The sequence below is a fragment of the Nitrospirota bacterium genome (assembly GCA_016195565.1).
In the GTDB taxonomy this organism is placed as follows: Bacteria; Nitrospirota; Thermodesulfovibrionia; order Thermodesulfovibrionales; family UBA1546; genus UBA1546.
Genome location: JACPZK010000023.1, coordinates 1 through 13,101 on the forward strand (window position 1 = coordinate 1; position 13,101 = coordinate 13,101).

The 13,101-nt window shown below is 41.5% G+C and carries 13 protein-coding genes and 1 riboswitch; of the genes, 3 read left to right on the top strand and 10 right to left on the bottom strand.

Annotation, left to right across the window (positions count from 1 at the left end; all coding sequences use genetic code 11):
- Window positions 1-112: 112 nt before the first annotated feature.
- The 3 genes from HY035_07955 to HY035_07965 all read left to right on the top strand — a co-directional run bounded on the left by HY035_07955 (window position 113) and on the right by HY035_07965 (window position 2,655).
- The gene (locus tag HY035_07955) at window positions 113-904 is read left to right on the top strand and encodes a hypothetical protein (GenBank protein MBI3378315.1); all 792 of its coding nucleotides are present in this window, start codon (window positions 113-115) and stop codon (window positions 902-904) included.
- 853 nt (window positions 905-1,757) lie between these two features.
- Window positions 1,758-2,183: a hypothetical protein gene (locus tag HY035_07960; protein MBI3378316.1), complete on the top strand. Its 426-nt coding sequence runs from the start codon at window positions 1,758-1,760 to the stop codon at window positions 2,181-2,183.
- On the top strand, window positions 2,158-2,655 hold the full coding sequence (locus HY035_07965) for an RHS repeat protein (protein MBI3378317.1): 498 nt from the start codon (window positions 2,158-2,160) through the stop codon (window positions 2,653-2,655). The genes HY035_07960 and HY035_07965 overlap by 26 nt, the downstream gene beginning before the upstream one ends.
- On the opposite strand, the gene HY035_07970 is transcribed toward HY035_07965, so the two are convergent.
- From HY035_07970 to HY035_08015, 10 genes are all read right to left on the bottom strand, one after another.
- Window positions 2,609-3,019 (bottom strand): response regulator, encoded by a 411-nt coding sequence (locus HY035_07970; protein MBI3378318.1) that lies wholly within the window; start codon window positions 3,017-3,019, stop codon window positions 2,609-2,611. The two genes, HY035_07965 and HY035_07970, sit on opposite strands and share 47 nt — an antisense overlap.
- Window positions 2,995-3,732 (bottom strand): hypothetical protein, encoded by a 738-nt coding sequence (locus HY035_07975; protein ID MBI3378319.1) that lies wholly within the window; start codon window positions 3,730-3,732, stop codon window positions 2,995-2,997. Before HY035_07975 ends, HY035_07970 begins: the two co-directional genes overlap by 25 nt.
- Window positions 3,733-3,760: 28 nt before the next feature.
- A riboswitch (cyclic di-GMP riboswitch) is annotated at window positions 3,761-3,841 on the bottom strand.
- Window positions 3,842-3,989: 148 nt separating this feature from the next.
- Entirely contained in the window at window positions 3,990-4,655 is a 666-nt protein-coding gene (locus HY035_07980; protein ID MBI3378320.1) for a cytochrome c3 family protein, read from the bottom strand.
- Window positions 4,656-4,922: 267 nt separating this feature from the next.
- A complete protein-coding gene (locus HY035_07985) occupies window positions 4,923-6,392 on the bottom strand; it encodes a cobalamin B12-binding domain-containing protein (GenBank protein ID MBI3378321.1) in 1,470 nt (489 codons plus the stop codon).
- Window positions 6,389-6,904 carry a hypothetical protein gene (locus tag HY035_07990; protein ID MBI3378322.1) on the bottom strand — a complete coding sequence of 172 codons (516 nt, stop codon included), beginning with the start codon at window positions 6,902-6,904 and terminating at the stop codon, window positions 6,389-6,391. The genes HY035_07985 and HY035_07990 overlap by 4 nt, the downstream gene beginning before the upstream one ends.
- Window positions 6,905-6,924: 20 nt before the next feature.
- On the bottom strand, window positions 6,925-7,758 hold the full coding sequence (gene ccsA, locus HY035_07995) for a cytochrome c biogenesis protein CcsA (GenBank protein MBI3378323.1): 834 nt from the start codon (window positions 7,756-7,758) through the stop codon (window positions 6,925-6,927).
- Complete coding sequence (locus HY035_08000; protein MBI3378324.1) at window positions 7,751-9,103, bottom strand: cytochrome c biogenesis protein ResB; 1,353 nt, start codon at window positions 9,101-9,103, stop codon at window positions 7,751-7,753. The genes ccsA and HY035_08000 overlap by 8 nt, the downstream gene beginning before the upstream one ends.
- Before the next feature lie 146 nt (window positions 9,104-9,249).
- Window positions 9,250-11,322, bottom strand: coding sequence for a cytochrome C (locus HY035_08005; GenBank protein ID MBI3378325.1), 2,073 nt, complete (start codon window positions 11,320-11,322; stop codon window positions 9,250-9,252).
- 97 nt (window positions 11,323-11,419) lie between these two features.
- Window positions 11,420-12,505, bottom strand: a complete 1,086-nt coding sequence (locus HY035_08010; protein ID MBI3378326.1) for an SMP-30/gluconolactonase/LRE family protein — start codon at window positions 12,503-12,505, stop codon at window positions 11,420-11,422.
- Entirely contained in the window at window positions 12,506-13,096 is a 591-nt protein-coding gene (locus tag HY035_08015) for a hypothetical protein (GenBank protein MBI3378327.1), read from the bottom strand. It abuts the gene before it with no gap.
- Window positions 13,097-13,101 lie beyond the last annotated feature (5 nt).

Below are 13,101 nucleotides of genomic sequence, written 5' to 3' on the forward strand. Positions count from 1 at the left end.
CTGCTACTGACGCCTCATTCCTCAAGCCTGCCAATACCATTTTCTGCTTCTCTTCTGCGCTCCATTTCTTTCTTGCCATCTGCTTCCTCCTTCCGGAGGACTAACTTACCAGTTGTTCCTAATTTCGTCAAACCCTACAAGTGGATTTAACTCTGATTGTTCGCCTTTATCCGCAAGTTTCAAATATGATGCTCTTGGCAGAAGAATAGAGAAGACTGTTAATGGAAGGACGATAAATTATTTGTATGACGGATTAGATATAGTGCAGGAAATTGAGAGTGGAACGGTTACAGTGAATTACATCCGCACCTTGAACATAGATGAACCTTTGGTAAGAATCAAATCTGATGGAACAGTCAGGTATTATCAACAAGATGCTCTTGGTAGTGTGATTGCTTTGACTGATGAGAGCGGCACAATCAAGACAACATATTCTTATGATCCATTTGGCAATGTCACTGTTTCAGGCGAAGCATCAGATAATCCTTTCCAATTTGCTGGAAGAGAGAATGATGGAACAGGTCTTTTATTTGAGAGAAACAGATATGACAGTCTTGAACTGCAAAGATACATCTCTCAAGACCCCATCGGACTTGCTGGCGGGGATGTGAACTTTTATGTTAGGGTTTGGAACGATCCTGTAAATTGGGTTGATCCTGAAGGATTGAAAGGCTCCGGTGGAAAGGGAAAGGGTATAATCGACGGCATAGGCAATCTTCCCGGTTTCAATATGGGTGCTGAACCAGGACAGGTATACGGGACAAAACACGTGTGCGCTGCGTGGGAGTGTAAGGATAAATGCGGAAAAATATCGTATGCTTACAGCGATGCCGTTTTACATTCACCTGACACAGTTTGCAGGTGTGTGAGATATTATGATACTGGTGAGTTAATAAAGTATTAAAGAATGGTCACATGCTGATTCTTTGAAATTAGGAAGTTGGTTTTTCCCTTGGACGGTTTTATTGTTTTAATAAGGGAGGATTGATTGGAATATATTTACTCTATAATAAAACGATTATTCTTATGGATTCTATTGATTCTATCAGGGATGCTTGGCAGCTTCTTATTTTATATTTGTTATGACTTCTCAAATAAATTGCTATGGTCTCGGAATTTAAGTCGTCTTATCCAGCATCTCCTAACATGGATAAATCCAAGAACAGAGTTCCAGCATTTTATTTTCTTTGTAAGCTTAAATATTGTTGTTGCTTTCACCTCGTCATTGCCCGGTTCAGTCTTATGTGGATTACTACTGGTTAGATTATTCAGGGACAGGGCAATGCTTTATGGGGTGGGGTTTGTCTGCATTTATTTATTATTAACCTTTCATTACCGGCGCCTTGTCGACGCCCCCGATTTAAGCCTTCAAGTAAGTGTTCTTATTATGCCTATAGTTGCAAGTCTTACTCTTCTTCTGAGTATTTTGATAATAAGAAAATATTCGTTGCTTTTCCCTGCTGAAAAACTAGGCATAAATAGTAGGCATAAATAGGGACACATGTTAATGCTCACTAAATAGGTAACTCTTTTGGTACGATAAAAAACTAAAGGAGGCCCTAATGCAATATTCAAGTCAGGTTATAGTAAAGCGCTGGATTCCAATCCTTAAGGAGTATGAGCGAACCAAAGCTAAAGTTAATCCTCGCCCCTTTAAATTTGTAAAAAACCTATGCGATGCACACCACATATCGAGGAAGGCACTTGGTCGCTATTACCGCAAATGGATTCAAGGCAATAAATTAGATGAAGCTCTCTTGCCAAACAAAAGAGGAGTGCGTCCCGGTTCAAGGAGGACACCTAAAGAAGTAGAGCGAAACATAATCAAAGCTTACAGGAGATTCGGCTCAAACAGATATGAACTTGTTCTTCTTTTTAAGCCTTACTATCTGGATAAAACGCCTTCTCCTGCGACAATGGACAGAATAAAGGCGCGTTATCCTCTGAATGAGGCGCAGAAGCAAATAATAAAGCGTTACGAAAAACAGTCGCCTGGAGAGCTTGCCCATATAGATATGACCAAGATTCCAAAGGATATAAGATGCTCTTTTAAAATCAAAGAACTCTATGTTGCTGCCTTGTGCGATGATTGCACAAGGCTTACCTATGCTGAAAAGACAAGGAAGAAAAGGGGACGGTTCTATTTAAAAGAGAAATATGAGAAATCTGTCAACACAGAGTAAATATCTAATACTCCGCTATCTGCTGATTCGGAGGATTATTCTATTTTTAGCCCTCTATGAATATCTGAAAAGACTAACTGAAGCTACTAGCCCATGGGGAAGTATTAATTACGCCTATGACCCTGTCGGCAATAGAGCCAACACAACAGCAGATGCATCCAACAGACTTCTTGAGAATGCAATATATACCTACGCCTATGACAACAACGGAAACCTCATTACAAAGACAAAAAAGGCTACAGGAGAGATAACCAGATACTACTGGGACTATGAAAACAGGCTTGTGAGGGCAGCGGCAAATTTTTTATCAAGACTCAGATTCTGGAAAAAAGTTAAAACAGTTTTGTTTTTCATGCAGAAACCGCTCTGTTTCTGCCTGTCCTTTTTGCCTCATCCGCCGCATGAAGCGCTTCCTCTGCGCTGTCTCATCCACCTCTGTTTACCGCAAGGGAAATATGCTCTAAATCATTGAGGATATTCTCTATCTGGAAAGGTTTGTTTATGCATCTCAAAACACCCTGCTCCATAACATCATTCAGAATACCTTCAGAGAGATATGATGAGATAACTATTACAGGGGTAACTATTCCCAATTCCTTAATCTTTCTCACGAGTTCAGCGCCGCTTATATCGGGTAGTTTTAGATCAGTAATAACCACATCATACTGGTTTTCCATAATCTTCTGAAGGGCGTCATTACCGGTATAAACACAGCACACAGAATGCCCGGCATGTTTTTCGAATGCCCTCTTCAATGACCAGCAGATAAGTTCTTCGTCATCCACAACCAATATTCTCATTGCGCCGCCCTTCACTTTATATGACAGGTAAGACATAGAGCGCTTCCTGAATTAGACTTTCTCAAAAATGGAGAGACACCAGGATCGTGGACATTGTGGCAGGAAGGACACTCTACTTTGCCACTATAGAATTTTAAGCCGCCACCTTCAACAGTTGAGGCGACGTTGAATTGTGATGATGAAGGATAAGTCATTGAGATTGGATGGTCCTTTGATAAGTCTGTCCCTAAATAGGTAGCACGTGAATCATGAGAAGCGCCGCCGGTGTGACACTCTCCACAATTATTAGCACCTTCCTTCATTTGATAATGAAAGGATGCAGCATTCTGTCCATACCATGGGCCTCCTGTGTTATAGCCTGCACCAGGGGCGTTAATAATAGCGTCAGCAGCAAGCACTCCATCATGGCAGCTTAGACAGGCACGGGAAACGCCGCTTGGAGGATTTGATGGTGAAGTCTGCATTGTAGGGCTACCGTATACGGTATAAGTTGCAGTATATGCAGACCTGTTCCACAGTGGAGCTCCGCTGTACATGCTATTAGTATTTGCCGCATGAGGAGTATGGCAATAAACACAAACTTCGCCGTAATTATTAAGAGTCTGCTTCATAAGGCCGCTGCCAACGTCGTATGCGTGTTTAAGGTCGTGTTTTGAACCTACAATGGTCGCACCGTATGCCCACACTGTGATCATGAATAATATCAGAACAACAAGAATCAAAACTGTCATTCTCAATTTCCTCTGCATTTTACACTCTCCTTCTGAAGTTTCCTCCTTCGGTAACCCGGCCGTCTTCTCTTTTTGAAGACCCGTTGCTTTCCGCCCCATTCTCACGAAAGGTTTGGCTTTATCGGGAGAACTATAAAATTCTAACTATCAGATATGCAAAAACTATTCCCACTAAAAGACAGGTAAAATACTACCCTTACCTGTCTTCATTGTGGGATTTCACTCACGAGGTGCGCTAAATTAAGCAAAAATTTACATAACTGGCATGTCTGTTCTTATTTTATATGGCATGTATAACACAATGCACTCCCTGAGTTAGATTTCCTGAGAAAAGCCCCTCTGCTCGGGTCATGGGGGTCATGACAGGAAACGCATTCAACCCTGCCACTATCTAACTTCACATCACTCCATCCCTTCTGTGTGTCAGGTGGTGTGTTAAAAGCAGGATCCTGTATAGTTGTAGGATATGTATTGGAGATAGGATGATGCGCATTAAGGTTTAAAGGTTGTGTTGGGTTATCCCCGAAAAGACGCAAATTATTATCCGTAGTCCAATGACATCTATCACAATTGGGGTTTGATGTTGTATCAGGTATACTGCCCGCACCCGGGCCATTAATTAAATCATGCATTTTATTATTTGCATTTACGCCGTCATGGCAGCTAAAACATACAAGGGAACGAGGATTAGGAGTAGCAGGGCATGTGGTGTTCATCGTGGGGCTTGAATAAGGTGTAAAGGTGTTTGTTGTAGTCTGCCTGTTCCATAGAGGTTTTAAAGCTGTATTTGAAAAATGAGGCGTGTGGCAGAATACGCATATTTCTTCTCCAGCAGTGCTAATATCGTGCTTTGAACCCACGATGCTTGCGCCATATGCCAGTACAGCTATCATGGGCATTAGGAAAATTATTAAAAAAATTAGTTTTGCATTAATTTTCATAGATTGCACCAGCCTTTGTGTAACAATTAGCAAAAAACATTCCAGAATAAAGACAAGGCAGCTCAATAACTAAAGGGGGTTTTAATGTCATTGCGAGGAAAAGATAGATTCCTCACCTGTCATTGCGAGGCACATGAAATGAGCCGAAGCAATCTCATGACAGTTGCGGTAAACAAAAATTTAATACCCTTATTTTATTTACCTTTACCTTTTCCTGTCTTTTATCGTGGGATTTTACGCAAAGTGTGTGCAAATGCGCAGAAAATTTTACGGAATGGGCGAGAAGTTTTCTGCAAAATCTGTAATAAAACGTTTCATTTCCTCTGGCATGGAGGCGTGTATGGACTTAATCTGCGAGCCGATACAGGAATGCTCCATCAGAAGCTTCATGACAGCTGTCATGTAGTCTCTTTTGAATACAGTCATGCTTTTTAGTTTTGAAAACTTGTCCATATAAAAAATTCTCGTGGCCTTATTGAGCTCATCCCTTAATTCATCAATGGTCATATTTGTAGGTTTTACGACAGGTTCTATGAGATTATACTTGCTGTAGTCTTTTGTTACTACATAAGGTTCCAGTTCCTTATATATATCTGCATAAGGCCACGGCGCAATGGCGAGGAAAAAAGCCATGTCGGGATTATAATGTTTTGAAAGTTCAACCGTGGCATTAATGGATTCCTTTGTTTCTTCCGGCATTCCGAGGACAAAGGATGTCTCGGAGATAATATCATGTTGGTTTATCAGGTCAATTGCTAATTTAGATTCCTCCACTTTTATGTCCTTTTTAAACCTGTCCAGCGTTTCCTGACTGGTGGATTCAACGCCTGCATATATATGGGCAATGCCTGCCTCTTTATATTTCCACAGGATATCCTGATCCCTTATAATGTCCTCAACCCTTGTCTCCATGAGAAGCTCTATATCCATTCGCCTTTCTATAAGGAGATAAAGTATCCTTTCCCATCTTATTCTGTCAAAGGTCGGAGTCTCATCAGGAATCATAAACACATTAACACCGTATGTTTTATGGAGATATTCAATTTCTAAAACAAAATTCTCAGGAGACCGTGCCCTCCAGGTGCGGCTCCAGAAAAGCTGCTGTGAGCAGAAACTGCACTGCTGGTTGCATCCCCTTGACGAGCTGACAATGCCGAGTATGGAGTTTTCTTTTGGTCTGTATGAATAAATCTTCCAGTCAATTAAATCCCAGGCTGTGGGCAGAACATCAAGATCTTGTATATATTCCCTCTGAGGAGTTGCAACAGCCCTGCCGTCAGCCCAATATGCTATGCCTTTTACCTTTGAAACATCACCTCTTGCAAAATGGCAGTCAAGGAGTTCGGGAAGCGTCAGTTCGCCCTCGCCTTTTACGATGTAATCCACATAGTTATGATTATTCCTGAGGATTTCTTCCCACATGAATGTGGGATGGACGTTGCCAACAATAGTGACTATCTCGGGATTAATCTTTTTTGATAATCTGCATACTTCAATGCAGTCATTTATAGAGGCTGTAATTGCTGTTGTTGCAACCACATCGGGCTTACTGGTTTGTATTTTTTTAATAATTTCGTCATAAGTATGGAAATAAGACATGGCATCGTATAGCTCCACATCATAACCGGCGTTCCTGAGACTTCCCGCAAGATAAACAAACCCCAGGTTAAGCCATGTGCCTGCTGACTCAACCACGCCTGAGTGATACGGCGGTGTGATAAGCATTACCTTTTTCATTTATTGCCCTTTTCTTCCTTCTTTTTCTCTGTTTTTACTTTTATCTCATTAATGAGCCATTTATTGTCTTTTTTAAGCAAAATATATTCCATCTCGTAATATATGCCTGAAGCAGGCAGAACTGATTGTTTGGTCTCAAGATTCTTGTACTCGTATATCCAATCCTCTAAAGTTATGACATTTGCACTGTTTCCAGATATGGTAATATTTTTGAATTTAATATTTTCAAGCCTGCCGTTCATATACACATTAGAGTCATGCCACGAAGCAATCCAATGATTAAGTTTTTCTCTCTCCTTCTGAACTAATATGTCCTTCATTGGCTCCGTATCGCCGGTCTTTGCAGCCTCAATAAGCATATTGTTGTAACTTATGACCGTATCTTTTATTAAAGTTTTGTCCTTTGCCGTTTCTATTTGAGAGCAGGAAAAAAGACAGGTTAAGGCTAAGGTTATGGTTAAGAAACGAATGATTTTTTTATGAAATTTTTTACATTTATTTTTCTCTTCCATTTTTCTTTTACCTGTCTTTATCAGAAATATGCTGAATGCAGCGATTCCACAGTAAATGGCACAAGATAGATACTAAATATTGACAGCACAAAACAGAACACGAGCATCCATGCGGCTTTTCTGCCCTTCCAGTTAAAAAATAGTCTCGAATGCAGATAAAGCCCATATAGCAGCCATGTTATCAGGGACCATATCTCTACAGTGTCCCATCCCCAGTATCTTCCCCATGCCTGATTTGCCCATATTGCCCCTGCAACAATGGTAATACTCCAAAATATAAAACCAAAACCGACAAACTTATAACTGTAAGCATCAAGCACATTGATAGATGGAAATTTTTTGAAGAATTCAGTTTCACCCTTTTTCTCTTTTAAAAGGTATAGCACCGATGCCCCGAGTGCAATAATCAAAGCGCCCACCGAGAGATGATTGAATGTTACATGGATGACAAGCCATATACCTTTAAGGGATGGAGGCAAACCTTTTATTTCAGGATTCATAAACAGACCGATTGTCATCATCAGAAAGCTCAGCGGCACAACAACAACACCTGCCGGTCTCATTTTCGTGTATCTCAAAGCAGCAATCAGAAACATAACAATAACCACCCATGCATTGGAGGAAAGTATTTCGTATTTCATAAGGTAAGGCCCATGCCCCGTTGCCCACCATCTTAAACCGAGGGCAGCGGAATGGAATAAGAGTCCAAGGAATGTAAAAAACATTGCAGGCTTAATAGTCTTTTCCTTCCGGAAAGAGACACTGTAAGCAAAGAAGATAGTTGAAAGTATATAAAATCCCACAGCTATCCAATGCAGGACAACTTCATATTTCAACATCAATAAATCATCCATCTCCACTCACTCCTAATTCTGCTTTTATATTACTCAACTCTTCTTCAAACATTGCATGGTATCTCTTTGTTGAACCACTTATAGATATTACTGAATCCCCACGGATTCCCAATTGTATCTCTTTATATGGAAGCAGATAATTTATTATCATACCAGTAATAGCAATTACAAATCCTGCATAGGCTATATTTGTTCCGATGTTTTTGGCAAATATCAGGCCGCTCCAACTTCTGATTGCTGCAAACAGTAAGATATCGTTTTTGACTTTTATAGCCTGCCCCGGCATTAAGAGTCCTTCAAACACGGGCGTCTCTCTTTCAATAACTCTAAGGTAAAGAATTGGTTTTGACGGATAGAAAGATGGTTTTGTAATATCAGGATAAAATTTCATATCAAATATATAATCTGTAGTTGCAAAATCAGACCTGCCAATGGCCGGTCTTCCGATTCTGTCAGGCCTATCCAGAAGAAAATGTGTTACAACCTGTTTGCCTGTTGAGCTTTTAAGTAAAAACGACAGGACATAGCCATAATTTGAAGATTGATATATCTTAACACCATTGATATTAAGGGGACTGTTTACAGAGATATTATAGTCTGCAGTAGTATCCCCTTTAGTGACAGCAACAGAGCTTTCCAGTGATTTAATATCGCCCGTATCCCAGTAAGTATGCTGAAATCCGGAAAGATGGATTTTAAAACCGGTGTCAAACCTCTTTGAAAAAAGCCCCATATATTTAACAAGAAAATCTGAATCGCTTCCCGAGAAAACCTCACCCTCCATAACCTGAACAAACCCCCTTTTCTGAAAGGCAAGACCGATGAGCGCCGCAATAATTATCAAGAACAATCCAGAGTGGAATATCACGCCTCCCCATCTGTTGATAGAATGTTTTGAAAATGCCAGTAAGCCCTCACTCCTATTCTTCAGTGCATACCTCTTTTTCTTCATGAATTTTATAAGGCTTTCCCCCGTAACTACTGCTCCTGCCTCTACAGCATCCCAATTAACATTGTCCGGTGCAATAAAGTCTTTTCTTTTCAGATTCCTCTTAACCTGCAAATAGATTGAATACCCCAGCGATAACATAATAATAAAAACAAGCAACAGAAACCATGCGGATGCATAGACCCTGTTAAGCTGAAGGAAATTCACGATGTAAAATGTCTTAGGCGATGTCAACTTCCATGTCTCGAAATAAGAAGGGCTTTTATAGCTGACCTGGGGCACAAGAACACCTATGAAAGTAGCGATCAGGATCAGGATTATCAGGGTAATAACAAATTTTGGTCTGGTTATGGTTGTAAAAAAATGCACATCATTTAATAATTTTACTTCTTTCATTTCTTTCGTCTTTTCGTAAAGCTTTCGGTCTGTAGTAACAAAATTATGGGGTTAACCCGAAGTAAATACAATCAACGCCTTATATACTATTTTGAACAAGCATGTTTGAAACCAAAAATTTATGCTGTAAAACAGCGGATACTCTTTTATGGGTCGGCGCCAGAAATACCACCATGACCGCCGCAATTTGTAGAGCAGTTGCTTTGAGCATAGGTACCGCTCGTTTTTTTAAACCCTGTAACCTTAAGACTATTGCCATTATAATTGTATGGCGAAAGGTCTGTATTATATCCGATGAGCCTTGATCTCTTTGAGCCATGCGGCACTGCCATATGGCAATTAACACAGTATGCCCCCCTTGTAGACATTCCAGAATGGGCGCTATTTTTCCAGCTTCCATCGTATATCGGATGACAGTTCTTGCAGAAAAGGGCTGTATTACTCGTATCAGTTGTATTTAGTGTCCATAGAGTTGAGCCGTCAGACTTTGTAGGCCAGTACTTACCAGTCCCCTTGAGCATATATTTATAACTTGACCCATGGGGACCTTTAGGGTCTCCTGATGCCTCATTATCAGTGCCGTGGCAGTCAGAGCAGTACATAGTCTGATTTCCTACATTTGTTGCCCACGGCGAAGACATCTGTGCTGTTGTCAATGGCTTCGGCGCATAAGAGCCTGTCTGGTTATTTAATGTAACCACAACAGGATGGGCTGACTTGTTGTTCGGATTGAATTCCATTGCCTGATCCGTTACTGTCACGCCTGATGCAGTTGTGTATGTTGTAATCCCATCACCGTCCCTCAATGCCCAGTATGAATGGCACTTAAAGCATATCTGGTATTCGTATGTTGAGGACTCCTGCGTAGTAAAGGTTGTAGGCACTGTCCATATTGCCGGCCATGTAGGTTCAACGCCTGTTACGCCGGTAAGGGCTCCTGATTTTGCTGTCTGGTTGGATTTATTATCAACAGTAGTTGGATACCATGCGGCTGTCCCCACACGGGCAGGTGTATTCTTTGCCTTGTGCGGATTATGACAGTCAACGCACTCAGCATGTCTTGAGTCCGACCACTGAAGACCCTTGCCGGCAGCCGTAGGATAGAGAACATCAAGGTTCGTATGAACCCCTGAGATTGTTGTTGTCGGATGCTTGTATGTCCGTGTTATAACTGTCTGTATCCTGTTTGTTGTTGCTGAAGCGCTTGAGCCGTGACATGCTGTCTCAGTAGTCAAGCCGGATGCTCCCTGAAAACATGTGGTCTCTTCAGCCTGCCTTAATAGATAAGGCGCGCCGAGGCCTTTGTGCGGCCTGTGGCAGTTCATACAGACAAGGGATGATATGGTGCCTGCATCAAATGTGGTATTAACAGTTGCATCTGAATAAGCATTTGCGGCGGTCTGGTGGATACTTCCAGTCCAGCCTGTCTTTGAATGGCAGGCGCTGCATGTATTGCTTATCTTGGCTGCAAGGGTGCCTCCAGTGGTATCTCTTAAAAATTTCTGCTTACTGTATCCAGTATCTATATGGGGATCATGACAAGATGAACACTCAACATAGTTCTTGGCGCTTATACTATAGAGTTTCATAGCCGTAGATGTCGGATTCGATATAAGTTCTATGCTCCTTGAGCCTGAACCGAAGGAAATTGTTATTGCCGAGTTATACTCGATGCCAACAGGATGGTGTTTTGTGAGGTCTGTGCCTATATAGCCGGCCGCAGTTGTGGGCATCTTATCTGCGGTAACGCCTGACATGGCAATTACATTGTTTCCAAGGATTGTTCCTCTTACCAAATAAATCGCTCCGACAGCAACCGTGCCGTCATGGCAGCTCAGACATTGCCTTGAAAGCATTCCCGGCTCTCCAGTAGCAGCGCCAAGCCCTGATGGGACTGTATAACCTGCCCTTGTCAGATAGTCACTGTTATACATGGTATAGCCGGTAGTCGGCATATCATGATTCCACAATGGCCTGCCTGCTTGGGCATTATGGGGTATGTGGCAAAACACGCATATCTCTGTCTCAGAGCCCGCTGGTATAGGGGCTGGTTGGGTTACCTGGGCTTTTATGGTAGCAGTAGGAGGCGCCGATGTCGACATATTGTGAACTGTGTTTGAAATCCCAGCATAAGAAAAATAGGCAAAGGTTAAGGTGAAGGCAAGGAAAACCAATAAAATTAAGAAGATATTTGCCTGTTTCTGAATAAGGCGTTTCATATACTCCCCTCTTTAATCGTTTTAATCACTACATCACTCGTGTCTATATCCGTTATATTATCAAGCAAATTTAGTGCCATAATTTTAAGTTCACCGTTCACTGTTTACGATTATTTAATTGCTGTGAACCGTGAACCGTTGACTGTGAACTTTTAATATACCTGAACACCTGCACCCTCATATTATAAGAATCCGCTACATATATTTTATCATCATTTGAAATGCTTATGCCTCCCGGAAGCGCAAACTCTCCATGCTTCGTCCCCTGTCTGCCGAACACAAGCAGCGGCTGCCCTGACTTATCAAATATAGTAACCGCCTCAAAAAGCGTATCGGTTATGTATATATGGCCTTCGCTGTCGAGGGCAATACCCCTCGGATTGGCCAAATCTCCTGCAGCATTTCCCCTTCTGCCGAACTTGCCAACAAATTTCCCCTGTTTATCAATTATTTGAACTCTTATATTCATTGTATCGGTAATGTATAAATTTCCATCTCTTCCAAGAGCAATAAAGGTCGGACGGTTAAACTCGCCGTTGCCGCCGCCGTACCCTCCGATTGTTTTTATATATTTGCCGTCCAGACTATAAACAAAAATTTTGCTTGCAAGGGTATCAACCACGTAGAGGGCGCCTGACATATTGTCTATAGCGATTCCGGTAGGCCTTTGCATAACATTGTCAGAGCCTATTTCTCTCAGAAACTTTCCCATTTTATTAAAAACATATACCCTTCTCATGACAGAGTCTGATATGTAGATATTGCCTTCATTATCCACCGCCACGTCTATAGGGGAAGAAAGACGGGTTTTCTTACTTACACCCTCTATAACAAAATATTTGCTATCTTTGGGGTCAAAGACATGAACTGACTGATCGGCAGTATCTGTAACATATAGCCTGCCGTTGTCGTCAGCAAAAATGCCAAAGGGCTTTATAAGTCCTTCCCTTGACTCACCTGCAACAAACTCCCATACGCGGCGGAAAAAACCCTTTTTAATCTGAAAATCATCAGGGGTTGTGATGGAATATAAAAATTCTATCCTCGGCTCCCAAGGCGGCGGAGGCCAGACAATATGCTCCTTTTGGACTTCGCCGGTATTCTTACCCGGTCCCATGCTGATGCTCATAAAAGCAGCCATGATAATGAGGAGATAAAGGGTTTTTCTAAGTTTTGTTATCATTCAATCTCTCAAAACGAGACGACAGTTATACAGTTTTTCAGCAAATACCTTGCTCATACCTTCAATATCATTTAAAAGTGTAACCTTCTCCTGCTGCGTCTTCTCCATTTTCTCAACAAGGTTCTGCATCCCCTTCCGGGCGGCCTGCAATGAAGTTATATCCTGTTTCATCGTCTCGGTAAGCAATTTTAATGGTTCGTTGATCTCCTTTATACCATTGTCGAGGTTCGTAAGGGTGAGATTTCCTTCACCAATATTTTTTAATGCATCGTTAAAAGACAAAAGCCTTGCGGATATCCTCTTAAATATGAGATGAGCAAATAAATATGCCGCGATAACGAGCGCTGCTGTGGATATAGCCACTGTCTTTATCATTACAGGAAAAACTACTTCCCAAGGGGTAATGGGTGAAATATGCGACCTGTAGATTAATCTATCGAATTCCTTTGCTGAGAAATGCCAGATAAGCATACTGGCGCTCACAGTAATAAACAGACCGAGTATCAGAAAGTAGATGGTAAACCTGCCCTGGAGTCTTCTGTTTATGAAATAATGTCTTCTTTTGTAAGGGCGTTGCAGATTCTCAGCCATTTAAC